General features: G+C 60.7%; 19 protein-coding genes. 12 read left to right on the top strand and 7 right to left on the bottom strand.

Annotated features, from left to right (window positions below):
• Positions 1–519: 519 nt before the first annotated feature.
• Positions 520–4,251: a hypothetical protein gene (locus AC3WMA_RS15000; protein WP_492286179.1), complete on the top strand. Its 3,732-nt coding sequence runs from the start codon at positions 520–522 to the stop codon at positions 4,249–4,251.
• 442 nt (positions 4,252–4,693) lie between these two features.
• Here the strand turns inward: AC3WMA_RS15000 and AC3WMA_RS14995 are convergent, their stop codons facing one another.
• From AC3WMA_RS14995 to AC3WMA_RS14985, 3 genes are all read right to left on the bottom strand, one after another.
• A complete protein-coding gene (locus tag AC3WMA_RS14995) occupies positions 4,694–5,518 on the bottom strand; it encodes a DUF4238 domain-containing protein (protein WP_492286178.1) in 825 nt (274 codons plus the stop codon).
• A 685-nt stretch (positions 5,519–6,203) separates the two neighbouring features.
• A complete protein-coding gene (locus AC3WMA_RS14990) occupies positions 6,204–7,394 on the bottom strand; it encodes a hypothetical protein (RefSeq protein ID WP_492286177.1) in 1,191 nt (396 codons plus the stop codon).
• Complete coding sequence (locus AC3WMA_RS14985) at positions 7,391–8,368, bottom strand: DNA polymerase III delta subunit-related protein (RefSeq protein WP_492286176.1); 978 nt, start codon at positions 8,366–8,368, stop codon at positions 7,391–7,393. Before AC3WMA_RS14985 ends, AC3WMA_RS14990 begins: the two co-directional genes overlap by 4 nt.
• On the opposite strand from AC3WMA_RS14985, the gene AC3WMA_RS14980 reads away from it, so the two are divergent.
• The 9 genes from AC3WMA_RS14980 (at position 8,367) to AC3WMA_RS14940 (ending at position 16,932) form a co-directional block, all read left to right on the top strand.
• A complete protein-coding gene (locus tag AC3WMA_RS14980) occupies positions 8,367–8,771 on the top strand; it encodes a hypothetical protein (protein ID WP_492286175.1) in 405 nt (134 codons plus the stop codon). The genes AC3WMA_RS14985 and AC3WMA_RS14980 overlap by 2 nt on opposite strands.
• Before the next feature lie 82 nt (positions 8,772–8,853).
• A complete protein-coding gene (locus tag AC3WMA_RS14975; protein ID WP_492286174.1) occupies positions 8,854–10,104 on the top strand; it encodes a hypothetical protein in 1,251 nt (416 codons plus the stop codon).
• A 260-nt stretch (positions 10,105–10,364) separates the two neighbouring features.
• On the top strand, positions 10,365–11,438 hold the full coding sequence (locus tag AC3WMA_RS14970) for a PGN_0703 family putative restriction endonuclease (RefSeq protein WP_492286173.1): 1,074 nt from the start codon (positions 10,365–10,367) through the stop codon (positions 11,436–11,438).
• On the top strand, positions 11,435–11,788 hold the full coding sequence (locus tag AC3WMA_RS14965; RefSeq protein WP_492286172.1) for a DUF2958 domain-containing protein: 354 nt from the start codon (positions 11,435–11,437) through the stop codon (positions 11,786–11,788). Before AC3WMA_RS14970 ends, AC3WMA_RS14965 begins: the two co-directional genes overlap by 4 nt.
• Positions 11,785–12,198, top strand: a complete 414-nt coding sequence (locus AC3WMA_RS14960) for a hypothetical protein (protein ID WP_492286171.1) — start codon at positions 11,785–11,787, stop codon at positions 12,196–12,198. The genes AC3WMA_RS14965 and AC3WMA_RS14960 overlap by 4 nt, the downstream gene beginning before the upstream one ends.
• Positions 12,199–12,206: 8 nt before the next feature.
• Complete coding sequence (locus AC3WMA_RS14955; RefSeq protein ID WP_492286170.1) at positions 12,207–12,470, top strand: hypothetical protein; 264 nt, start codon at positions 12,207–12,209, stop codon at positions 12,468–12,470.
• A gap of 312 nt (positions 12,471–12,782) precedes the next feature.
• Positions 12,783–14,918, top strand: coding sequence for an McrB family protein (locus AC3WMA_RS14950; protein ID WP_492286169.1), 2,136 nt, complete (start codon positions 12,783–12,785; stop codon positions 14,916–14,918).
• Entirely contained in the window at positions 14,915–16,171 is a 1,257-nt protein-coding gene (locus tag AC3WMA_RS14945) for an McrC family protein (RefSeq protein ID WP_492286168.1), read from the top strand. Before AC3WMA_RS14950 ends, AC3WMA_RS14945 begins: the two co-directional genes overlap by 4 nt.
• Before the next feature lie 173 nt (positions 16,172–16,344).
• On the top strand, positions 16,345–16,932 hold the full coding sequence (locus AC3WMA_RS14940; RefSeq protein WP_492286167.1) for a hypothetical protein: 588 nt from the start codon (positions 16,345–16,347) through the stop codon (positions 16,930–16,932).
• A 90-nt stretch (positions 16,933–17,022) separates the two neighbouring features.
• Here AC3WMA_RS14940 and AC3WMA_RS14935 read toward each other — a convergent pair whose 3' ends face one another.
• From AC3WMA_RS14935 to AC3WMA_RS14925, 3 genes are read right to left on the bottom strand one after another with little or no spacing between them, the layout of a single operon-like run.
• Positions 17,023–18,663, bottom strand: a complete 1,641-nt coding sequence (locus AC3WMA_RS14935) for a response regulator receiver domain (protein ID WP_492286166.1) — start codon at positions 18,661–18,663, stop codon at positions 17,023–17,025.
• Positions 18,660–21,656, bottom strand: a complete 2,997-nt coding sequence (locus AC3WMA_RS14930; RefSeq protein WP_492286165.1) for an ATP-binding protein — start codon at positions 21,654–21,656, stop codon at positions 18,660–18,662. Before AC3WMA_RS14930 ends, AC3WMA_RS14935 begins: the two co-directional genes overlap by 4 nt.
• Positions 21,649–22,713 carry a DNA cytosine methyltransferase gene (locus AC3WMA_RS14925; protein ID WP_492286164.1) on the bottom strand — a complete coding sequence of 355 codons (1,065 nt, stop codon included), beginning with the start codon at positions 22,711–22,713 and terminating at the stop codon, positions 21,649–21,651. Before AC3WMA_RS14925 ends, AC3WMA_RS14930 begins: the two co-directional genes overlap by 8 nt.
• A 184-nt stretch (positions 22,714–22,897) precedes the next feature.
• Between AC3WMA_RS14925 and AC3WMA_RS14920 the strand changes: the two genes are divergently transcribed.
• A complete protein-coding gene (locus tag AC3WMA_RS14920; RefSeq protein WP_492286163.1) occupies positions 22,898–23,383 on the top strand; it encodes a very short patch repair endonuclease in 486 nt (161 codons plus the stop codon).
• 198 nt (positions 23,384–23,581) lie between these two features.
• Here AC3WMA_RS14920 and AC3WMA_RS14915 read toward each other — a convergent pair whose 3' ends face one another.
• Positions 23,582–23,815 (bottom strand): helix-turn-helix domain-containing protein, encoded by a 234-nt coding sequence (locus tag AC3WMA_RS14915; RefSeq protein WP_492286162.1) that lies wholly within the window; start codon positions 23,813–23,815, stop codon positions 23,582–23,584.
• Between the two features lie 213 nt (positions 23,816–24,028).
• On the opposite strand from AC3WMA_RS14915, the gene AC3WMA_RS14910 reads away from it, so the two are divergent.
• A complete protein-coding gene (locus tag AC3WMA_RS14910; protein ID WP_492286161.1) occupies positions 24,029–25,336 on the top strand; it encodes a GYF domain-containing protein in 1,308 nt (435 codons plus the stop codon).
• Positions 25,337–25,353: the final 17 nt, after the last annotated feature.

Here is a 25,353-nt window from a genome sequence, read left to right as displayed (position 1 = left end):
CGCTCCAGGACTGGCGCGTGATCACCGTGCCGGATGCTGTGAAATGCCTGCATTCGGCTCGATATGCCCTATACCCCCTGCACCTGCATAGACCTGCCGTGCCTGCCTCCGGCAGTGCCCAGCACTGCCCAACCACACTCTCCGACAAGACAGCTGCCGCCGATAGCCCCTGCCACCGGTAACACCACCTACCAAGCACAGCTGCTATTGCACCTTGCCTTCAGCTCGAACAAGCAATCGCGGTTCAGCACTCCCCATAACCGACATAGGTCGGACAGGGAGTAGCCGGGACAAGAACTTCTCCCTTTGTCCGGTCGAGCCGGACCGGCGCTTTATAGCCAGACGTCCAGGCGTATCCGGCCGCGCGGCCGTCCCCAGATCGGCTCCCGCTGACGCAGCTCGCAGTGACCTTGATGTCGTGCAGCCCGTACGACCTACACAGTAAGGCTCTGGGGTTGAGTACGTGTCCTAAAGTTGCCACACCGAGTCGTCGGCAGATTCTATCGGGGGCGTGACGAAGTGAAGTGGATTACCGCCCAAGACCTTGAGCAATGGGCCGATCGCATTCCCGCACGCGTGACGTTTCCGGCGATGATCGCGGACCTGATCAGCGCCTCCGCCAGGGACATCAGCGACATACGTTTCCCCAGCGGTGACAAAGGGCAGGTGCGTGGCTTCGATGGTTGGCTCGAGGCCGCCGGCGCACCACCCCATGTGCCTGCGGGAAGGTCGATCTGGGAATTTGGCGTGAGCGACGGACCGGCGGCGAAGTTCAAGAAGGATTACGAGAAGCGCATCCGGGAGCTCTCAGCCGCGGATCGCGCAGACCTGACCTTCGTCTTCGCATCCCCGCGCACGTGGGACAACCCGCAGAACAAGTTGCCTGACTTCCTAGCCGAGTACCAAAAGAAAGGTGATTTTCGGTCGGTCCAGTACATTGATGGTGCCATGCTCGAGCGCTGGCTAGAGAGGTGCTGTGCCGTCGGAGCACGCCATGCCAGAGAGGTCCTCGGCCGCGTTCCCAAGACGGGAGCTCGTAGCACAGACGAGTTCTGGGACGAGTATGCTCGTCGCTACCAGCCCCAGATTACTGAGGACGTCGTCCTTTGCGCACGCAACACCCAAGCGAGCCAAGTCGTGACCCACCTTATGGGCAGGCCAGGTTCCCTTCTCTATCTCGCTGACGGACCTGACGAGGTGACCGCGTTTACTGTAGCCGCGATTCGCAAGGCGGCCCCACAAGATCGCGCCTTTCTCGAAGCGCGAACGCTTGTCGTCGAGACCGAAGACGCCGGTCGTCAACTCGCCGTTCCAGATAGGTTTGGCTTTGTGCTCGCCCCGACGGTAACCCAAGTCGCCGGGCACCTCGCAACTATCGGCCCCACGGTCGCAAGCCTCGGTTTTAACCGCCCGGGACGGAGCATAGCCCGCCTTTCCCGCCCCTCGACGCGGGAGATGGCGGAGGCTCTTAAGACAACGGGGCTTGACGAGAAAGAGGCCCGCCAGCTCGCCGCAAAATGTGGCCGGAGCCTTACGATCCTGGCTCGCCATGCCCCGGCTGCGGGCTACGAACCGCCGGCATGGGCGAGTGCTGGCCGGAAATTGCTTCCGGCGCTGCTCGCGGGCGGCTGGGATCCGCGCCACGACGGAGACAAGGCCATTCTCAGCGAGCTAGCTGGCTCTGGCGACTACTTCGCATACGAGGCAGAGCTACGCGGCTTTCTGCGGGCGCATGATTCACCCCTCGATCTGGAAGGAGGTGTCTGGAAGCTTCGTGCACCGGTCGACGCGTTCACACACCTATCCTATTTGCTCACCGGTCAGCACCTCGATCAACTCGGCGCCGCATGCATCAAGATCTTTTCAGCTCTTCCCCCCGAAGAGGATGACGAAAGCTTCGGCGCAGCAAAGCAGCTATACAGCCCGTTCCTTCGCGAGGGCATCGCCACAACCTTGCTGGTGATAGCAGCCCTGCACGCCGAGCTAGCGCTCGAGGTCGGCCGGGATCCTCAGCGCTTCGTCGAGACAACGATTGCGAACCTGCCGGGGCTGAGCAGCGATCCCCGCGTCATCCTCGCGATCGAGGATGAACTGCCGATCTTGATGGAGGCCGCCCCCGACCCTTTGCTCTCAGCCCTCGAGCTAATGCTTGAGGGCGAAGCGGATCAAGCCAAGGCCCTCTTCGTCGAGGTGAGCCGGTACGGATTTCCGCGCAGTAACCTCCCAAGCATAATGGCCGCGCTGGAGGTCGCAGCTTGGGACGCGAGCCTGCTACCGCGAGTTGCTCTCCTGCTCGCACGGCTAGCCGAGATCGACCCCGGCGGTCGCATCGGCAACCGTCCGGGAGCAAGTTTGCGAGACATCTTCGTCGCCTGGAATCCCGCTACAAATGCGCCGCTGACGACGCGCTTAGCGGTCCTCGACGCGCTCGTCGACGCTTGTCCACGTGCGGGATGGAATCTGCTCGCCGCGTTGCTCCCGAAGACGCACGATTCGAAGAGTCCCACTCAGCAGCCGCGCTTCCGGGACGCTGGGGCATCGGACCGTGAGAAGCTCACGCGCGGACTTGTGTCGATGACCTACGACGAGGTGACCGACCGCGTTTTGTCGATGCTACGAACAGATGTCGATCGCTGGCTCATGGTACTGGATTCGTTCGCCAACTTCTCTCCGGACCGGCGCGTGCAACTCCTCGACGCGCTCGATGACCTCGCCAAGAACCTCAACGGCGAGCCGCGCGTCGCGCTGCGCCGCAAGGCACGCTCGATTGCCGATCGGCACACCCGGTTCCGTAACGCGCCGTGGGCCCTACCCGACGGCGACCTCCAGCGGCTCACCCGAGTTGTGTCCGAACTCGAAACCAGCGATCCGATAGATCGTGCGCGTGCGCTATTTGATGAGTGGTCGCCCGGGCTCGCCGATAACTATAGGGAGGCCGAACATCTTATCGCTGAGAGACGGAGGGCCGCGGTGGCGGTGGTCGTAGCAGACGGCGGCGCCGATGCACTTCTGGCTCTCAGCCGGCTCGTGCGGACGCCGCAGTTGGTCGCTGAAACGGCGGCTCAAACTGTCGACGACACCGCGACGCTGTTCGAGGCTCTCGACAGGGCCGAAGTTAGCGGGGCCGACCGAGCTTTCGCGATCGCCCTCGCAGGGGCATTGCGGTGGAAGAGCGAGGTCGACTTCAATGCCTGGTTCCTGACTGAAGCCCTCGGCCGCAATTGGGACGACAAGCGCGTTGCGACACTCCTGCTGGGCTGGCCTGAGTTGCCGGAGACTTGGGCGCTCGTCGAAACTCTTAGCGAAGAGGCCCGAGCTGAGTTCTGGCGGCACAGAGAGCCAAGAAGGTTCGACGGCTCCAGTGAGGAGCTGCGTGTACTCGTCGGTCACTTTTTGACAGCTGGTCGCGCTGGGACGGCGCTTGCGGTGATTCACGGCCGCGAGGGTGAACTCGATTGGTCCTTGATTGCCACGATTCTCGGCATGCGGGTTGAGGAGATCAACAGGCGTGAGAGCGTCGGCGCCCTTGACGACTATTACATCGAGGAGCTGTTCAAGAAGCTCAGGGCGCGGACCGACATCCCGAAGGCGGATCTCGCGAATTGGGAATTTGCCTACTTCCCTATGCTCGAGATGAGCGAGCAGGACCTAAGCCTCTTCGAGCTGATGGCGAGCGATCCCGATTTCTTCATGGCACTGCTGACTAAGGTGTTTGTTGCGGACGACGTCGCGCCCGACACGGTCACGATCAGCGAGACCGACAGCAAACTTGCCACCTCGGCTTTCCGCATTCTCATTCGCTTTAACCGTGCTCCCGGTGAGAGCAATGGTGTCGTCGACGCCGAGGCGCTCCACCTTTGGGTCGACGGTATGATAGCGGCGGCTGAGCGAGAGAAACGCATGCGCGTTGTCTACAGCTACATCGGGCGGGCACTTGCGCACTCGAGCGATCGAGACGGCTGTTGGCCCCAGCGGCCGGTGGTCAACGTCATCGAGCGTCTGAAATCACCGGAACTACAAAGCGGCCTGAGGACCGAACGCTTCAACATGCGCGGCGTCTATACCAAGGCGGTTTTGGAGGGGGGCGAGCAGGAACGCGATCTCGCCAAGCAATATCGTGACTGGGCGTCCAAACTGCCCGGAGCTGCATTGCGTACCAAGGCAACGCTCGAGGAAATCGCAAAAGGATGGGACGCCCAAGCTTCAGAAGCGGACGCGTCTGCTGCCCGCGATCGGCTGCGATTCGAGTGATCGACAATGGAACCGAATTCGGCGAGCTGGCGGCCATGCCCTCGGAATTCAAGGGCTTCGAGCGCCAATTGGATGCAGCGCACGATGCATTGCCAAGCCGACGGTGGGCAAGTACAAGCGCTCACCAATTGAGTGGGAGCTTTATGAGATCGGGCAATCAAAAAAGGCGTCGACATCGCCGACTTTGTCGATCGATGCTAGACGCGTTCATGGCGGAGGGCCTTCACTCATTAGCCGTCTTCGAGCATCAGTCCGCCTGATCAGATCGTCGTTAATCAGACCAAGAAGACGGCTGTTGAAGCCGAGCCGCCTCAGGCGTGAGCCTTGTCGTTTCCGGCGCAGGATGTTTGCGACCGGCTCGAGCCGGCCGATCACATCGTCGACGAGCTTCGGTCCGACTTGCAGTCGGCATCACTCGATCATAGGTCAGTCCGAGAGATGATCAGAAGGCCGTTTCCACGAGATCCTTGGAAGCGCCGGCAATAAAGTCGCCTTGGGCGCCGCTTTCTCGATTGATCGAGGCTACCTGATCAGCCGTGAGCGACACAGTTTGATTTTTCCCGCCGAAAGCCAATCTCACCGCCACGTCGGAAGCGATGGGTAGCCACATCTCGGATTTGCTACTCTCTGCCAATTGGAGCCCCGCCCGAACGCCCGAAATCGGGTGGCTGCTGATGACAAACAAGGCGCCAGTTGGAGCGACCGCAACTTCGACGTTCGCCGCTCCGAGCAGAATGCGAACCAATGGAGAATCGGTCGATAGCGCTTTGACGGTCGCGTTCTGTTTAAGTCTCGCCAAGCCGTCCGGCGAGCGAAGTTCCGCCAAGGTGTCCTCATCTATTGCCGAGCCGCGCTCTCTGAGAGTCTCAATCGCTGTTTCCAGCCTTTCGTTCCAACCCTTCTTTCTCTCCAGCGCACCAATTGCAGCGGGCACGCGCCTCATTTGATGAAATAGAAACGCGTCCCAGACGGTCTTCTCAGCGGTTGTAACCAAAGGCGGCTGCCCCGACCGACCAGCCAGTAGAAGCTTATCGACGATGGGCTTTGTTTGGCCCTCGAGCACAGAATACACCCTTTCGAGCTCGGGATCGCGGTTACCTGCCGGATCGACCGAGCTGTAGCGATGGCGTTCCACATAGACGTCTTCGGGGTTCGCCGACCAAACCGAGCCGCCATCGACGCGCCGCACCCACAACTTGCCGGCGCGATCGACGAAATTCGCAAGAATGAAGCGGGGCACGTAGTGGTGCCTCTTGGGGATGCTCATCGCGCGCTTCGACCTCCGCGTTGTTCGATCTGCCCTAGAGACGACCAAAGTGACAAGGCCGAACCGGGAACTACGGACGACGACACTTGGCCGAGCGTGAGTCCGCATGGGGCCACTTCCATCAGATGGGAATCTGGCGAGGATGTCATTCCCACGTCTGGACGACATCGCCAGCCCCCTATGGGCTCCGGTCCGTGACGCTAGCCAGGCGGAAACAGGGAACAGCCGGACATCCGCCGAAGGGCATCGGTAAAAAAAGCGACTTGGGCGATCAAGTCGTAGGAGGGAGCATCCGGGTTGCCCCGACTCCCAGACGATCGAGCCGTCAATGGATGGTGCGGCCCGATCCGTCCGCGCCAGATTAGAAGACGCGTGTAAAGGCCGACCGCCTGACCCCGGCCTACCCGTAGCAGGGTTACGTGACCATCCAGCGGCTTGCCGACGGCATGGCTCCGAGGTTCGGAACCGGGATCGGTCAGTCGAGGCTTCGCCGCCGCCAGGCGAAGCCTTGCCTTCGGCAAGGGCAGCCCACCTCAAGCAATCACCAAGGTTGGGGGGCAAGAGGAATATCCAATCCTCTCCCTGGAGCAGGCAGGCCAATATAATCTGAAAGCCAATGGAAGCGGTGACTTACTAAATAGTCCCGAACCACGTCACCCCTGCCGCGGTTCATCAACGGCTCGGATCAGATCGGTCGCTCCTGAGGCAGCCACCACCCCCGCCATGACCGTGGCCGCTGGCGCGGATCCTCCGGCCAGGAGGACTGAAGGCGTTCGAGTTCTGCCTCCCGAATTTCATCGTGAAGAGGGTCGCGACCTTCCGGCCAATGCGCCATGATCACGGCGCGCTTCTGGTCACGTTCATCAAGCTCGCGGCGACGTTCATCATATTCGGCGAGTTCCCATCCCGTCGTCAGCGTCGACCAGGCCTGATCCCGGAAGGCCGAGAGGCACGCTAGGCGCTCGAGGCGCGCACGAGCCTGGGCACTGGCGCCAATCGTCTCGGAGATCCGGTAGCGCTGCGCGAGCGACAGCGCCTGGCCCGGGCGACGCAGAGCGGGCGGAACACCAAGCAGATCGACAAGCCGCCGCCTCCTGCCTTCATGGACGATTTCAAGAGTCGGATCGAGAGCACCGGCAAGGCCGCGGACGAGGCGCCAATGCCGGCTGGCCTGGCCTTTCGTGTCGGGATGTTCTGTCATGCGGATATGAACGGCACGGCGGTCGCGCCGCGTGCCGAAGCGCCGTTCGATGAACCCGTCGATCCAGTCTCGCATGGCATCCGCCCACAGTGGCGGAATGTGGCAGATGATCGCCGTCGTGAATCCATCGCGGTCGGTCTTGCGGTGCCGATAGATGGAATGCAGCCGCGCTTGCACACCGGCAAGACGCCGAAACTGTTGAGCCGCTTCATGGATGAGATCTGACGCCTCAACGGCCCCGTGCGCTTCGTCGCGACCTAGCAGATCGTGGCGCAGGACGATGAGCACGTTGAAGTGGACGCCAAAGAGTTGCGGAAGGGCGCTAGCGGCGTCGAACAGTGCCGCCGCCGTCTCCCGCGACCAATAGTCCGAGCTGTTCCCACCCCTCTTCGTCGTCCGTAGCTTGCGAAGACGCGCTCGGCGTTTCTGAGGCTGGCTTGCTGGCGCCTTGATCGCTGGAGCAGAGACGTTCGGCGCGTTGTTCAGGAGGTCAGCAAACTTGATCGTGTCGGCGACGAGCGATGCCGGCGTCACGATCGCAGTCGGAGCCCAGAAATCGATGGCGGCCTGCCAGAGCTGGTTTTCGGAGAGCCCGGCAGCGCATGCGCGCGCCCTCATGCCCTTGACGATGGCGGCCCGCTCCTCCGCCTTCATCCCACGGAAGATCGCGCTCATGAGCGAAGCTTGAGCACATCGCGACGATAGAGGTCGACGATGCCGGCATGGATGAACTCTCGCTTCTGGGCGGCTGTATCCTGCCAGGCGTCCAGCACGGCGATCGCGTCGCCGGCCCCGTTGTCGAGCTCGGCTTGCAGGAAGGCCGTGAGCCGATCGCAGAAATCCAGACCGAAGCGACGGCGAACGCCATCGGCCGTCACCGCACTGTTCTCGGTGGCGTCTTCGAGGAGCTTCACCAACTCTCTCACATGGCCGCCGGCAAGCTCGGCGATCAGATCAAGTGCTTCGGGTTCGGCCTGCATATGTTCTTGGGTGCAGATGTCGGCGAGATGTCCGACTGCCGTCGCCGGATTGATCAGGTCGAGTTGATGGTCGGAGCAGCGATCCCGGATCGTCAGCGGAATCTTGGCGATCTCGGTCGTCAGGAAGATGAAGACGTTCCGCCGCGGCCGTTCCAGAACCGTCAGAAGGCTCTCAAATCCTTTTCTGGGCAATCCGTGCGCTTCGTCAAACAGGAAGACACGGTGATCAGCCCCCATTGGGTTTGATCGCGACAACTCGACAAAGCTGGCAACCGCTGCGACGTCCAACGTTGGGGAGTTCAGCGAAACGCAGTTCAGCGGATTGCCGGCTGCGAAATCCTGGCAGGCACTACACCGCCAACACGGTGAGCGTGACGCAGGCCGATTCTCGCAGAGCAGCGCAGCCGCGTAGAGCCGTGCGAGGGTCGTTTTTCCGGTTCCCTTCGGCCCATGCATCACGACGCTACCGGCGGCTGGCTTGCCGAGTTGAGCCAAGCACCAGCTCACGGTCTTGGCCTGGCCGAGAACGGCTTCGAATGTCGTCGGCCTGTACTTCTCGGACAGTGTCAATTCAAGCTTCCCTTGCAAGCAGGCGATTGATTGATATGTATGGCTACAATCAATTAAGGCAATTACGATGCAGAAATTGCAGCAGCGGGCCGAGCGCATGGCGCGCTCCAATGCCAATCGGGCTGAGGTTTATCAATTCCTGCGCGAGCGTGGCCGGCCCCTGCTCATCGACGCGGCCGAAGACGGCCGTGTCCCTGCCGCCGCCGTCAGCAGCGCCCTGATCGACCTGTTTGGCAAATCGGCCATGACAGCGCCGATGATGCGCCAATTCTGCGGTCTCGCTTGCGCGGCGATCCTCTCGGAAGAGGGCTTCGATGTCGATCAGACCGGCGTTCGTGTGGCCAAGGACCCGCTGTTCTCGTTCGGAGCGACCTATCGCCGTCGTTTAGCAACCGCGACAGAGACGTCTTCTCTCATCACCCGGATCATCGACACGCTGAACGAAGTCGAGCTGCGCGAGGCCGAAGCGTTGATCCGGGCCCGTCTCCAGGCGCTCCACTGAAGCGCTGATAAACCCCACCATTACATAGAGGAGGTCAATCTTGAGGCCGAGATACAGGAGCGATTTTGACGCGGACGAGCATGTGAAGCCGGAATTCTGGCTCGCAAATGGCGAGCCTTCGACCGAGATGACCGGCAGCGGCGATCTTGCCATCTTCAAGATGCCCGGCAGCCTGCTCCGCAATGTGCTGAGCGAGGCCCGGCTTTGTGGAGAGGTCGACCTGGATTCGGATCAGCGCGCGATCTTCGCCATCTCGCAAGATGGCTTTTCGGTCTCGATGCGTCGGCGCTCGGTGTTCGCGCGTGCCCGCGTTCCGTTGGTCGACGCGGCAGCCATCATTCCCACGAGCGAGATCTCTTTTGAGTATCCGCTAGCTCTCGTCGACAGCTTGGTGGAGAACACGACCGTCATCGCCCAGCGCATCGAGACGCATACCCAGAGCTGGGGCGTCCGCGTGCTCCCCGGCCATGCCAACATCAGCCTTACGTTGAGTGAGCCCGATCCCGGCGACATCAAGCCGTGGCGCATTGCCGACCGCCGTCTTGTCGCCAAGGTCGATCCAAAAGTGCTTCGCGAGGCTTTGACCTTTGCCGCCTTGGGGGCGAACAAGGGCGGCGCCGGACAATTCTCCAGCGTTGAGATCAAGGACGGTGTCGCGCGGGGTTGCTCGCTCAATGCGATCGCTTGCGCGTCCGGCGAGGCTCTGGTCGGGGTTGATCTCTCGCTGGCGGCGAATGATGTCCCGCATGCCTGCCGGATCCTCAAGCGTATGAATCCGCAGGACACGCAGCTCTGGGAGGCCGGCGAGTTCCGGTTCATCACGAGCGGCAATCTCGAACTCGCAGTAATGATCCCGAAGGTCAGCCAACCTACGATTCCTGCCTCCCTTACATCACCGTTCGACGACGCGATCGAGCTGAAGCACGATCCGTTGCTGCTTGGCTTGGGGATCGCGGGGCCTCTCGGAGGTAGGGGGGTCAAGGTCGAGCTCGATTTCGAGCGTCAAGACGAGCGCATTCTGTGGAGGGCACAGAACGCACGCGGTCGATTCAGCCACGGCGCGCCCATCCTCTTGGTGGACGAGGCCGACGGGTTGTCCGGGCAGGATGGAGAGCGAGCTGGTGCTCGGCCGGAGTGCGTTCAGCCTTTAGCAGGACGCGTCGACCATCAAGCCATCGAGAGGGTACTGGCCGCCATGAAGTTCCCAGAGAAGGTGAAGCTCAAGGCCACCCGGAACATGCTGATGCTGGCAGGCGCCCATGAGGGGCTGCAGTTGCGCGCCGCGCTCTCGACCCTCGGGGGTGACGACGACGATATTTCGAACAATGAGTGAGACGAACCGATAGGTGAACTATTTCGAACTAAATATGAGGCTTATGCCGCTCTCCAAAATGAGCAATAATCGATCTATCTTTTTGAAAATAAAGACAAATTTATGAGTTTGATCCAAAGCATCAGCTTTTCCATCCGCCTGCCGGGAGACCGTCCGGCAGGCGGGCTGCTTCACGCAAGAGGAGCGCCTTTCCGGCGTCAGTGTCAATTTCCAAACGGCGTCCTTGAACCTCTGCCACACCGCAACAGGCAGGAGGCCTCATGGCGCCCGACGTTCTCGAACCGCTTCCGTTCGTTCCGCTGCTGCCGAAGGAACTGCTCCGCAGGCACCATGTCCATGAGCCCATGGACCACCGCTTCCGCTCGGCCGCGCGCCTGCTCCAGGCGATGTGGCGCGAGGATCGCGAGCTGCCGATCGGCCACTATCGGATCGACGGCAAGCGCAAGAAGCTCGGCTCGCGCATCAGCAACGTCGCCGCGCGTGCAGGCGCCAACTTCATGGCCCCGGCTATCACCGCGCTGGTGCGGCGCGAGTTGGCATATCGCGAGCCCGCCGCGATGATCGACGAGGCCCGGCTCTACGGCAATCTGCTGAGCTCGATGCCGCTGGCCTTCAACGTCTTCGGCCTGCTCAAGCTCGACCTCGCCTTCGCCTCGCGTGTCCTCGGCGAACTCTTTCCCGATTTGGCCGGCGCCCAGGTCCGGGCGGTGCTGTTCGAACACTCGCCCGGCCGCGGCAATCCGGCGCTCACCGGCGACCATTCCGCCTTCGACGTGTTCCTCCGCTACGAAAAGTCGAACGGAACCAGAGGCTTCGTCGCGATTGAGGTGAAGTATTCCGAGTCCTGCCAGGAGCCGGTCCCGGCGATCCGGCAGCGTTATGACGACCTGGCCGAGGTCTCCGGCCTGTTCATCGAGCCCCACAAGCCGGCGCTGAAGGCCAATCCCTACCAGCAGCTGTACCGAGAGCATCTGCTCGCGCAGGCGATGTTGATGCGCGGCGACACTGACGAGGGCAGGTTCATCGTCGTCGCGCCGCAGCTCAACACGTTGGTCGCGAGCGCTGTCGCCGGCTACCAAGCCGAACTCAAGCCGGCCGGCGAGGATCAGGTCGGCTTCGCCGGCATCACCCTGGAAGACACCATCGTCGCCCTCGCCATGGCCGGCGAGGAACAGTATGCGGCCAGATTGTATCGCCGGTATTGCGACTTCCAACTCGTCGACGGGGAACTCACGCTGTTCTGGGCGGGCGACGGCCCGATCGGGGCGGCCAGCGAACCCGCCGCCGTGACCACTGCCGGCCCGCTCAAGCTTCTGCCGGGAGGACGCGCATGAGCGCGCCCTTCATCATCCCACAGGCCGAGCGCGAGTGCCTGCTCGCCAACGGCCGGCTCAGCGCCGCAGGCGAAGAGCTCGATCCGCTCCCCGTCGTGAAGCTCTTCACGCCCGACGCTAACGCGACCTGGCTCCTGACAGAGCTCGATCCGGACGATCCAGGCATCGCCTTCGGCCTCTGCGATCTCGGCCTTGGCGAGCCAGAGCTGGGCTTCGTCTCACTGGCCGAGCTCGCTAGCGTCCGCGGACGCCTCGGCTTGCCGATCGAATGGGACGAACACTTCCGCCCGGATCGGCCGCTCTCCGCCTATGCCGCGGAAGCCCGCGCCCAGGGAAGGATCATCGTGTGAGCAACGACGCAGGCAACGAGACCGCTTGGCTCGACCGGGTTCGTGCCGGCGACTTCTCCGCCATGCCGGAGGCTTTCACCTGGGAAGCTTCCAGCGCCTTTGCCCATCTCCTGCACGGCTACGATGTGTCGTCGGCGCTCGGTCTCGGCGAGTTCGCCTTCTGGGCGAATGAGCGCGCCGACGAAGCCGCCATGGCAGGTTCGTGGCGGGGCACCGTCATCGAGCTCTGGCTCTGCCTGTTCTACGAGCATCGCCGCTTTCGGCATTTCGGCTTCGAGCCGGCCGGTGCCGACCGCGACCTGATCGCTCGCCTCTGGCAGCAACTTCGCGACCAGCTCCAAGTCATCGGCGACAAGGAGCGCATCACCATCCTGGTGCAGATCGCCGCCAGCGCTTCCAAGATGCGATAGGAACCACCATGCTCGGCAACATCATCGACCACCGCACCGACCGGCTCAATCCGCACGTCGATGCTGTGTTCGAGCCCTCCGTTCATGACGACCAGCGCAGCCGCGGCGAGCCCTTCTTCGATTGGGACGAGACGGCCAACAGCGGCGCCTACTTTGCCGTGACCTGGCAGTACGGCACTACCCTTCGTGAGGCCATCCTGCGGGCGGAACGAGACTGGCCGTTCCCGGTCACCGCCTACCTCTACGATTTCGGCTCGGCGCCGGCTGGGTAGGGTCTGAGCCCCGGCCGGGACCTGACCAGACGGTGCCGAGCCGCCCGTACAGGGATAACTCCTCTGTCTTCGACAAGCCGTTGAGGTCGTTGGGCCTCAGTTGGGGCTGCCAGCTTGATTTTTCAGAATCGTCCGCTTGGCCTTCTAGAATCGTATTATGGAAGCCCGCCGAGAATGGGACCAGCAAGGCGGCTCAGTTTCAAACCCAGGTGTCAATCGGGTGAAGAAGAGTCGCAGCTCAGCGCCCACGACATTTGACAGGTTGAAGGCAGCCCGCGACGTTTGGTTCACAGAATCTTGGGGGACGAAGAGGTGTCACGCTTTAATCCGCACCATCCGAGCGCCGAAGCGGTATTCGACGCGGCGCGGCAGTGGCGCGACCGATGCCTACTGAAAGACGGTTCGGTGTTCTCCGACGAGGCTCTTTGGACCACCGTCTATATCCAGGAACTGATCGAAAACTTCATCGCGCGGCCGGACGAGGGGGACGGCCCCTTTATGGATAAGCTGCGGGCTCAAATGGAACCGGCATCGCCAGAGGCCAAGAGGCTGATGGCCGAATTGTTGTGGGTGCTGAACCTGTTCCCGAGCAGCCTAAAGCCGCGCGCCAAGCGTAACCTGATCCTGCCGGCTTGGAGTTGGTCGGGAACAGCCTTGGATGAGAATGCGCCTCTCCTAACGGACACGGTTTTGAGCGGACTGGGCTCCGGCGGAACGGGATTTAACAATCACCGCTGGCGGGAGTTGCGCTTCCTGATCTACCTCGTAGAGCGGGCAAAGACCCTACCAGAGCTAGAACGGAGCCACATTTTCGAAGATCCGTGGAAGTTCAACGACTGGGTTGACGCCGTGCCTGACGACGGCAACCGACAGCTCAAGCTGATGCTTCCGCACCTGGTGTTTCCGGATACGTTCGAACGGATCGCCTCGGTCGGTGCTGTACGGGCAGTCCTTCGCCGCCTGGGTGGCGTCGACGGCCGCCGCTTTCAGTCGATGAGCAAGCGGGATCGCGACGAGGCCCTCCTGCAGATCCGCCAGGACAAGGAGGCGACCGCCGGCGAACCCATCGACTTCTACTGGGAACCGTTGAAATCCCAGTGGGCAGCGGATGAGGCGCGAGAATCCGAAGAAATCTCGCCGGTCGTCGCCGGCGCGGACGATGACGCGCCGCCGTTGAACCAGATACTTTACGGTCCGCCCGGCACCGGCAAGACATACCGGACCGTCGACCGGGCCGTGCGCATCGTCGATCCCGAGTTCCACGCCGACAATGCGGGAGAAAGGGCAGCGTTGAAGGCACGCTTCGACGAACTGGTCAAGCGAGGTGTGATCGCGCTGGTCACCTTTCACCAGAGCCTGAGCTACGAGGATTTCGTCGAAGGCCTGAAGGCAGACGTCGACGACCAAGGCCGCCTTCGTTACGTAGTCGAAGATGGGATCCTGAAGCGGCTCTGCGCGCCTTCGGCGAGGGGCGGTGGTTTCGAGCCCGGTCGCGTGTTCTCCGGCGACTACAGGGTTCTACGATCGACGCCGGAAATACTGTGGCTGCGAAAGCCCAACGGCTTAGAGCTGCCCCTACCTTGGGCGATGCTAAACGAGATCGCTGCGCTCATTCGGGACCAAAAAGCCACGCTGGACGACGTGCGGGCGGGCGCGCTCTTCGATAAGGTGCCGACGGTCCGGCTCGAGAAATTCATCGTCAACGGCTACAGGAACATACTTCCAGAGATAGTCGAGCAGCTCCTGGCTTCAACGCCCGTCGAAGCTGCCGGGTCGAGGACCAGAACGCCCCGCGTTCTGATCATCGATGAGATCAATCGCGGCAACGTCTCCCGGATCTTTGGCGAGCTCATCACGCTGATCGAGCCGGACAAGCGATTGGGCGAGCTGGAGCAGTTGACCGTGACGCTTCCCTATTCGAAACAGACCTTCGGCCTGCCGAACGACTTATACCTGATCGGCACAATGAACACCGCAGATCGGTCGCTGGCCTCTATGGACATCGCCCTTCGTCGACGCTTCGAATTCGAGGAGATCGAGCCTGATCCTTCGATCCTGGACGGTGTAGAGGTTGCCGGTGTCGACCTGGCGCAGCTGCTTGCCGGGCTGAACGCCCGCATCGAAATTTTGCTCGACCGGGACCATCGTTTGGGCCATGCCTATTTCAACGGTTTGGCCGGCGCGACGTCGCTCGCCCCGCTCGCGAGGGTGTTCCGCCAGAAGATCTTGCCGTTGCTGCAGGAGTACTTCTTCGACGACTGGAGCCGTATCGCCCTCGTGCTCAACGACCCTCGGAAGGCACCCGAGGACCGGATCGTGGTGGAGAAGGATCGCGACGCGGTGGGCCTGTTCGGCGACGAGTGGGCGGTACCTGACCGCAGCGCTTGGACCGTGAACTTGTCCGCGCTGGAGCGGCCGGGTGCATACGAAGGCATTCTACTGCTTTGACCCTCCTGATCGTCCGGGAGTTCGCCACCCTCACGACGGCGGTGGGGCCGTCGAGCCTGGATCGAGCCACGATCCTGCCGGTCGACTTTGCATGGCTCGCGGGCTTGACGGCCGCCGATGGGTCGCAGTCGCGCCTGGTTCGAATGGAGGGCCCCCGCACCCTTAAGGTCCAGAATCATGTCGGCGTTCTCCGTACGCCTAGCGGCCTGGACATCGAGATCCTTCCCAAGCTAAGCGATGACGCTAAGGACGCGCGCGCGCTCCGGCGACTACTCTTGCGAATGATCGCGGCCTCGCATGCGATCCCACCTCAAATCGCGGAAGTCGCCGATCTCGAAGTGCTCGACCACCCCTTCACGGAATGGATGGCGCTAACCTTCGTGCGATTGACCGCCGACCTCGTAAGGCGGGGTCTGAAGCGCGACTACCTGCGGGTGGAGGGGCGGGAACGATACATGCGCGGGCAGCTCGATCTGGCTTGCCAGTTGCGCGCGGGGCCGGCGGCGGGGCTCGACTTTCATGTCAAGCATGACGTTTTCAGTCTGGATCGGCCGGAGAACCGTCTAATCCGCGCGGCCGTGGACCTCGTCGTGCGCGGAACTCGTGTGTCATCGAGTTGGCGGCTCGGCCGGGAGTTAGCGATCCTTTTGGCCGAGATCCCGCCGAGCCGATCGATTCAAGCCGATTTCGACCAGTGGCGGGATGATCGGCTTATGGCTCATTACGCCCCGCTGCGGGGGCTCTGCGAGCTCATCCTGACTGGGCAGACTCCATTCGCGGTGAGCGGTGCCCAAGCGGCACAGTCCATGCTGTTTCCTATGGAGCGGTTGTTCGAGGATTTCGTCGCGCGCGCTATCCAGGCGCGCCTGCCTACCAACTATAAGCTTCGGCGAGCACCAAGGTCCCATGCGCTCTGCCGATACGGCGAGCGGTATTGGTTCGACCTCAGGCCGGATTTCGTTGTGCGTGCCGAGGGACGCGCCTGGGTCCTGGACGCGAAGTGGAAGCGGCTGAACCGCGACGCTACGGCGCGCTTTGGGTTGAGTCAGCCGGACCTTTATCAACTCAACGCCTATGGGCAGACCTATCTTGAAGGACGCGGTGATCTATTCCTGATCTATCCCCGAACTCGGGAGTTTCCGTTAATCGAAGGGGTGATTGCCATGAGCCCGGGTCTCAGGCTCCATGTCCTATCGGTGGATTTGGAGAGTGGTGAGATGGACTTAAGCGCGATGGGCGGCGTAGACGCATAACAATGAAGCCTGCTTCGGCGTCACCTGGCAACGCGGTAGCACCCTTCATGAGGCTGTCCTGGGTCTTTCTATAGTGGGGAATTCGCTCTTGGCGGGCGTACGCCGGTAACGTCTTGCGATGTTATCCAGCAAAATCGCCAATGCCGATACCGATCGGAATGGAGGGGTGCAGTTTGTCCTACCAGTATTCAGCACAAAATCATGATTGGGATCTGACGCTGCACGCAGCTGCCGAACTCATCAAGACGGGCGTCGTCATGGACAGGCGGCAGCGAACCGGCAATTTATCGATGGGCTTCTCCTTCTTCACCGGAGGTATGGTCCTTTCATTCGCGGAAATCGAAAGCTTTTCGGCTTCGGTGGCATTCTCGATGCAGTCGGATGAGCGTTTTCGCGGCTTCGACTTCCAGCGTTACCGTACCGCTCGGCGGTTCTGGGATAAGATGGAGCTGTTGATGACTGCCGCGGGCATCGAGATCAATAGGGGCAAGGGGCTATTTCAGCATATTGGACAGATGCAGGAATGGCGCAACTTGGTCACGCATGCTTCGCCCTACGAGATTGAGGTTACTGAAATAGAGAATACGATACAGGCTCCACGAAAACTGCACGACAAGGTTCGACATCTAGATTATGCGCGAATGGCCGATCCCGACAATGCAAAGAAGTTCTACAAGGCCGCTATTACGTACATCGACCTAGTAACAGAGCGAACTGGCCTCGATCCGCGCGCATCGGCTACCTACAAGATAATGGGATAATGGCGCATTTCGTTAAAATCCGCGATGGCCTGGCTCTGTTAGCTCCGTGATGCGATATCCGCGCGGGCGGCTCGGCGCTAACGGATCAGCTTAGAGGCGTCGTTCGCTTTTCAGGCGCAGCCACTCAGCCTCGATTAACCCCACACGTGAGAATGCAGCGCCGACATCCTGGGCGATCCTTTGCGCATGGCTCGGTTTCAGCTGCGCGACCCATTCAAGCTCTCCGGCCAACCCTGTGAAATAGGATCGGCCTCCATCAATCCTTGCTTCTACGGTGCCTCTGCCACTAGCAGCAAAGCGCCCTAGCCAGAACCGGTCACGCGGTTTGCCGTAGGCAAACAGTTCGACGTGGCCCCCTTCTGGAACTTCTACGACAGCGCCTCTGGCCTGTGGACTGCCATTCGCCAAAGCGAAAGTCCAAAACGGGAAATCATAGGTAATCCCCTCAGTGGCCGGCAATCGTACACTGTCGCAGATTGGCATAAGGCATACAGAATATTCGAAACCGCCGCCGACCGCTTTCCTCACTACGGTACCGAAGGTCAGATCACGACGCCCCGCATATTTCGTGCGGATATTGTAAAGTGCGGCGAGTCGTTTCTCGGCGTTTGTCGCGTCCGTACCCATCGCCGTATGCAGGGAGACCAACCAGTTCTTCTGTTTATCGCCCTTGAAATCTTCCTTTACGCTCTCGCGTCCGCCCTTTAGAAGGCCAACAGCGATCTGGCCAGGCTGTGCTGCCGGCCGGCCTTCCTTGGCATTCCACTCGAGTTTGATGTCTTTTGCATCGATCGCTTCTCGCGACATGCGTTCCGTCAGCTCTGAGGGGACTGCGTGGTCGGCCATCACCGCAAGCGCTTCTTCTGCCAACAGCTCGGGTAGCTGTTCGTAGGCATCATCTGCAGGAAGCAGCAGGCTCCGGTGCACTAGGAAAGCTCCGTCCAGATCTGCACCGAATTTGTCCAGAATTTTCTTCGCGCTGGTCCTGACCGCAGCCATGCCGTGGAGCGCCATCGACGGCAGGATGCCCTCGTGCATGGCGGCGAATTCCTGGATGATCCGCGCCGCGAGGTCTGTTTCTGCGACCTCAGCCATCTGGACCTGATCGGCGGGGCGGCCCACCGTTGGCTTCCCCAAAACTACAACGCGGGACGAGCCCGCGTTCAGTTTCGTCGGGGTAAGGGCGTCGATCTTCAGCTGGGCTTTCTCAAGATGTTCAAGGATCTGGCCGGTCACTTTGATAAGGTCCGGCGTTGTTGTGTAGATCGCGCAGAGACGCACGTGATGAGGAACAGTCGTCTGGCTTTGGGAAACCAGAGTGGATAGCAGCGGCAGTATGTTGCGCCCGCCCTCCTTGTAGAGATCCCAATCGAGTATGACGACATCTGCCCGCTCGCAAAGTCGGAAAATTTCTGACTCCGCGTCAGTGGTGAAGCCTTTCGGCGGCTCATACAGCGCGCAGACCATACGCTCGCGAGCGAAGCTCTCGACGAGTTGCTTTGGGTGATAGTGGGGTTTTTCCGGCTCGTCAGCCTCTTGGCCGCCCTCCGGCTTAGCAGATTTCCCTGCGGCGGCTCCCCGGTTGTCTCGGAACACGGTCATTTTATCAGGAAGGTCGGTGACAGGCGCGACTTTGCCGGGCAGCCCGACATAAATTTCGTCGTCCACGAACACTACGCTCTGCAGGTAACGGCGAGCCGATTCGAGGGCGAACTCGCGAATGGCTTTCACGCTGCAGTCTCCGTCATTTTGGCCCCGATCCGGAACGTGACCGTTTGATCCGGTTTGGCGTCCACTAGCGTTAGCGACATGCCTTCCGCCCCAAGCGCTTTTGCGGAAATGAAAAGACCAAGCCCACGGCCTCCGACTTTTCGGCTGAAGCCACGTTCGAATATCCTTCGGAAATCACGCTCTTCGACGGCTGGCCCATTGTTAGAAATGTAAATGCCATCCGCATCAGCATCGAAAGAGACTATCCGGGGCGCCGGAACCTCGTTTAGCCAATGTATAGCATTGTCCACGATGTTAATCACGGCTGGATAAAGAGTGGAAGGGTAGCATTCTACCGCACGTGCGAGGAATGCGTCCGAGACGATCAGCTCAACCTTGTGCCTATCGAGTCTAGCCGAGAAGAGATCATCTACGTAGTTTCGGATACTTTTGCCTTCGATAACTTGTGGAGTCCGATGCAGGCGCCGCTGGAGAGGGGTGAATAGATTGAGGTGGCCGTCCAGGTGCTCGAAGTTGGAGCGGATTGACTCGTACAGGGGTCTTAGCCCGTCGCTGCGGCGCGAGATCTGCCCCAATTCCTGGACGCTCCTTCGTACCCGTTTGATCGAGGCGGCGAATTCGTGGTTGATGATTGCAACCGCCAACCCCAACTGCACCATCTCGAAGTCCTCGTCGGCTTGCTCCTCTAGCGCCAGCATCCGTTCTTCCATCGCCTGCATGATCTGCGCAGGCTCCTCGCCATCGGAACTTCGGAGGTTTTCGGCAAGCGAAGCGAGCATGTCACGCGCGGCCATCAGGGCATCGCGGTGCCGGCTTTCGATTTCCGTAAGCCTCTCTTCCCAGCGGCGGCGCATCTCGTCCAACCTCTCGGGATCCATTGCTCGTAGATCCGTCCGGTTTAGATCGGCCTGGATCGAGCGGATGGTGTCGTCCAGCGCAATGCGCGCTTTTTCAGTAATATTGAATACGGTTTGCCGCGTGTCGGAAGCGGTTGCATTCGCCTGCCGTGACGCCTCTGCGAGGTCTCGCCGCCGCTCGGCCGCCAAGGATTTGATCCGCTCTTCGAGCCGCTTGCGCTGATCGACATATACACGGGCCTGCTCCGCAACAGCGCCTAGGGTGCGGCCGACCTCTTGCTCGAACGGCGCGAACACCGCTTCTTCGAGTCTAGCCCTCTCGACAACATACCCTTCCCAATCGCGTTGAATCTCTTTGCCCAGAGCAACGCCGGTCGGCCGCTTGCGTGTATATTTATCCCGGATCGCAGCTAGAGAGGTGATGGCTTCCTGCTCCGCGCGGATCAACGCGGCGGCAGCCTTGTCCTGATCAGCGATTCGCGAAGCGGCGTCCATTCTTGATCGCGTGAGTTGTCTTAACGCTCCGAGCTCGGAAGCAGGGAGCCCCGCTTCGACGTCTCCAGCGAACGCCGCCAGCCCTTCCGCAAACTTCTTCCGTTTCGCGGTGGACCGCTTAAACTGTCGTTCGAGTGCTTCTGACCGCTTTCGCATCTCGGCCTGAGTGGTCTCGAAAAGATCACTGTTGGTACCGTCCTTTCGAAAGAACTCAGCTACCAAGTACAGTAGAAGATTTATGACAATGTCGCGTAGTTGGCGGTACGCTTCGTTCTGTTGGAAACCTTCCCGGCCGGCCTTCTCCTGAAGTTCCGAATTCTCCGTTCGAGTGAGTAGAACTGCGCCGAACATTCGGCGAAATGAGAAAAAATAGTAAGCCGCACCCTTGTTGCGGCGTTTTTCAACGTCCAACCAATCAAAGGAATAGTCACCGTAGGGAAGGATCCTGATTCCGTCCCGATAGATGTACATGCCGCCAACGTGGTTGAGCTTCTCGTTGAGGGCAGTCCATTGCTCCGGTCCAAGACGGCTCTCGGATCCACGGCCCATCAGATAGCCGAAACTGATCGAGAATGGGCCACATAGTATCGGCCGTCCTCTGCTTCCGTTCCAAGGTATCGTGAGGTTGTCATACACGGTATCGTAAACGCGCAGCGATCCTGCAAACTGACCGTACTTGTCGATCTGACCCGTAAAGAGGTGGTCGGATTGCTCCAGCAGCTCGGCCCGCGTGACGAAGGTCGCCGGATCGAGGAGCTCGTCCCCGACCAAATCGCCTTGCCGCCAACGCTGGAAGGACGTCACAATCCGCGCTGGCTCGTCGCCTTTGAACACTTGGTCAGCGAATCCCAGCAGATGCTTGCGAAAGCCGTAATCTTGCTCGCGCTCCTCGGCCTCCAGTTCAAGGCTGATGACGGGGTTGCTGGGCGCAATTAGGAAGTGAGTTCCACAGGCCTGCCCCTCAAGGCTGAGGTGAACCGCTTCTCGCGCTTTCATATATCCGTAGATGCTGGCCAAGTCGGGTTGGAAGCCGTCAATCTCGTCTATGATGCGTTCAAAGTCAGCCTCGTCGTGGCTCGACGCGATGTGTTTTGCGCAATCGATGAGCTGGTTACGGAGCGAAGCGAGCAGCGCCCCGTCAGGAAGGCTTCCGTTAGGAACGATGGCAACCGGAATCTCGATCTCTTCAAGATTCAGGCCGGGTATTTCAAACAGGCCCCAGTGCACGAGCGCGGCTACGAGATCGTGCACGCCGTCGGCTCTTTTTGCCCTTGTCAGAATGAGGGTCTGTGCTCCGAGCAGCGCAATCGCCAGCCGTCCGATGCCCTTCTCGCCGGTAATTGGGCGCTTTGATTTACCTACAGGCCGATATGGAGGCTCCGCTCTCGTGGTCTTGCTCTCAGTGCCGAGCACCAGCCACTTGTTGACGAAATCGTCGTGAGTCATCCCTGCGCCGTCGTCGCGGATGATCAGAAAACCTCGCCCTTCGACACCGAAATCTTCGAAGAAATCCACGCTAACGTGGTCGGCATACGCATCGTGCGCATTTTTGAACAGCTCGCTGAGTGCGTTTTGGATCCCAGCGATCTGCTGCCGTCCGAGCATATCAACGGCGCGAGCGCGCGTCTGGATTTTAGCCATTTCGCACGCCGATGAGGTGCTCGCCGATCCGCCGCGCAAGCTCTGGAGGGACAGCGTTTCCGATCTGGCGGGCCACCGTCGCTAGAGCGGTAGCGTGAAAGGCGTACGTCTTCGGAAAGGTCTGAAGCGTCGCTCCTTCCCGCAGGGAGATCGCCCGGTCTTCGTCGGGATGGCCGAAACGCCCATTCGATAGACTGAGGAATTTAGTTGTGATGGTCGGAGCCGGCTTGTCCCACGACATGCGGCCGTATACATCCCTGAAGATCCTGTCCTTCTTCCTGTAGGCATCGATCTGCAAATCGGGCTCGCCTGACCATGCGCTACGGTCGCCACCGGACCGCGGTGTGAGCGATATTCTGCGGACATTCTTGTCAGACAACGCCATGGTGCTATGCAGGAAAGTCGTATCGTCGCGGTGGCCCGGCCCAATCGGAGCGAAGCCGTTCGCTTTCCCCAGAAAGTCGCTCACCTTAAACTGCGCGTCGGTCGTGGGTTCAGGTAGTCCCGTGACGGTCGACACTCGTGAGGCGATGAGCAGATAGCGCATCCGATTTTGTGGCACCCCGTAGTGGCTGGCATTGATCACGCCGTCCTTGCAGTTGTAGCCGGCCGCTTCAAGAAAGCAGATGAAATCCGCCAAGATCGTATGATCTTTGTTTCGGAAGAGACCTGGAACGTTCTCGACGACAACGAAACCTGGCCGGAAATGACGGATGAACTTCTGAAATTGCTTGAGAAGGAAGGCAGTTCTCGCGGACTTGGTTTTGTCAGTCCTGATCTTGCTCCAGAACTGGCAGGGACTGCAGCCACAAAAAACAAGATCCGGGTCGTCTGGGAGGATACCAAGCCTACGGCCTAGCTCCAGAGCTGAAAGGCGGGTGATATTATGTCGGATGTACTTCGCCTGTGGCACATTGGCCAAATACGTCGCCCTGCAGTCTACGGAATTGTCGATTCCTCCGAGGACTTTGATCCCCGCTTGCGTGAGGCCGAAGCTCATGCCCCCGGCGCCGCAGAAGAAATCAACCGCCTTCAATCGCCCAGTCGGTTGAATCATGACGCCGTCCGACACTGCCCCGAGAATATACGGCAATGCCGCTTAACGTGGTATTGCCATCATCGTTGCGGTATCGCAAGGCGGCCTATGGATGGGGCAGTGCCGGCTAGGTTACTTAGTTGAAGTATTAATGCCATTAAAGATAGTATAATTCTCGGCGATCGATAAGAGTTCGAGTGAATCGATGGCAGACATAGTCGATCAAGCTATCCGCTCGCGTATGATGTCGCGCATTAACAGTAAGAATACGAAACCTGAAATTGCGCTGCGTAAGTCGCTTCATCGAAGAGGGCTGCGGTATCGGCTGCACGTTGATACCTTGCCGGGCCGGCCGGATATCGTTCTGGGGCGGCGCCGCATTGCAATTTTCGTTCATGGCTGCTTCTGGCATCGGCACGACGGCTGTAGTCGAAGCAGCACGCCGGCTTCAAATTTGGATTTCTGGAGGGAAAAGTTTCAGCGCAATGTCGAGCGCGACCGTCAGACTCGGAATGCTCTGCACAAAGCGGGTTGGCGCGTCGCCGTGACTTGGGAATGCGGATTACGTCCGGCAGGCTTAGAGAACACGGTTTCGGAGCTCATCAAATGGATCGACAGTGGGTTTGGGGACTTCGAAAGCACTGCATTCCTTCGTCGGCCCTCGAAGCGTGCCGTCACTAGTCCTTGCTAGAGGCGCGTCGAAGGAGTGACTGAACGTGGGGCTTTGAGAAATCGATGCCTGGTTGCCGGCATGTCGACTTCGAGCGCGATCCGCTTCAATTCCCGCTTGGGGGCTGCGAACTTGCGCTGAGAGAGCCCGAATAGGATCGCCGGCCACGCGTTATGGCGCGCTGGACCGCAAGAGTCAGCACAGGCCAGACCGGGAACTTCAGGGTTTCTCCGGCCTTTCGACTTCATCCGGCGCAACAAGTTCGGTGTGGCTCACCCCAAGCGCCTGCGCTAGCTCATATAATGTGATTACCGTTGGGTTTCGTCGTCCACGTTCCAAGTCGCTGAGATACTGCTGACTGAAGCCGGAACGTTCCTCGACCTGTTCCTGCGTGAAGCCCTTGTCCCGCCGAAGCCGGGCGAAATTCCTGCCGACGAGCTTGCGCATATCCATGCCGCAAGCGGTGCCGATTTACATACTTTAAGTTTATCGACTATAATATGTAAACGGGTGAGGGGCTGCTCTCGCAACAACATTCCCGGAGACGTGAACCTCTGGGGAAGGGCTGGGGAAGTCGCTCGTTGGCGAGGTTTCGTCCGGGCTTGGCTGGGCGTCCGCTCGGCTGCCTTGGTCCTTCGGGACTTGAACAAGGCGAGGCAGACTGGCGTGAGCGACTGGTATTTCGAGAAGGACGGCGAGCGCGGCGGGCCGATCAGCGCCGATGAGCTCAAAGCGATGCTGGCGAGCGGAGCGATCAGCCTTGCCAATCTGGTCTGGACAGCAGCCTTCGGCAGTGAGTGGAAGCGGCTCGGCGATACCGAACTGGCCCCGCCTCAGCCCGTCCTCCCGCCGCCGTTGCCACCCAAGGAACCGCCGGCCCTCCCGCCCAAGCCCCAGCAGCCGGCATCCGAGCCGAACGACTTCCTCGACAGCGAGCTGACCAAGGCGCTGATCGGCAAGAAGCAGGACCACTATCTCGCAAAGTGGCTAGCGATCCAGGCAAAGGCTGGCGGCGATCCGGCCAAGGTCGCCACGACGAGTTCATGGAACTGGCCGGTACTGTTCCTGCCCTTTGGCTGGCTGCTGTACCGTCGCATGTACGTGCTCGGCGGCATCGTGCTGGCCGTCCAGCTTGCCTATGTGCTGCTGCCCGACAGCGTGCCGACCTCGGTCGCGCGGGCTTTCCTCTTCGCCACCTTCGGCCTGGGCATCGTGTTCGCGCTCTACGGCAACGCTTGGTATCTCGACGTTGTCCGAAAGCGCTGGGAAGCCCTGCGCCAGGAACCGGACCAGGCCGCTGCGCTGGCGAAGGCCAGGCAAGCCGGCGGCGTCAGTCTCGCCGCGCCGATCGTGGCGTTTGCCCTCGTCATCGCCGCGGCGGTCTTGCCGCATCTCAGTCTGCCCGGCTGGGGCGGCTCCGTCGCACTGGTCCGCGACGGCTACATGACTGGCTATTCCAGCACGACCATCGGCAAGGCCCTTGCCGCGAGCTTCGACCATGCCGAGTGGCAGGCCTTCACATCCGACAAGGGCGCGACGGTGGTGAAATTCACCGGCCGGATCAATGCGAGCCTGCACGCGAACGCGATCGAGCAGCTCATGCGGCCGGTCGACGAGGCCGCGACCGAGAACGACATCAATGCCCGCTATGGCAGCTACGACACGCTGCTGCCCTACTACCAGACCGCGATCGAGCATCTGAGGGCCCGCAACCGGCTTCAGCCGATTGCGGACAAGCATGGCTGTGCGCAATCGGCGACGCAGGCGTCTTGCGACGCGATCCGGGCGACCTTCACGCTCATGCGCGACGTGGTCCAGACCTGGGCCGAGGATGCCTACTGGCCGGTTGGCGAGCCGGTCGAGATCCAGTGGACCGTCAATCCGGACGGACGCAGCTTCAGCCTGGCCAGCATGAACAGCAATGGATGGAAGGGGAAACCGTTCAGCGACATCTTCGCCGTGCTCTACGACTGAGCGAGCCCCGCGCCAGC

The organism is Allobosea sp. FW305-C-101 (assembly GCF_058783685.1).
The sequence above is the reverse complement of the archived record's forward strand: the minus strand, read 5'-3'. Positions and strand labels throughout refer to the sequence as shown.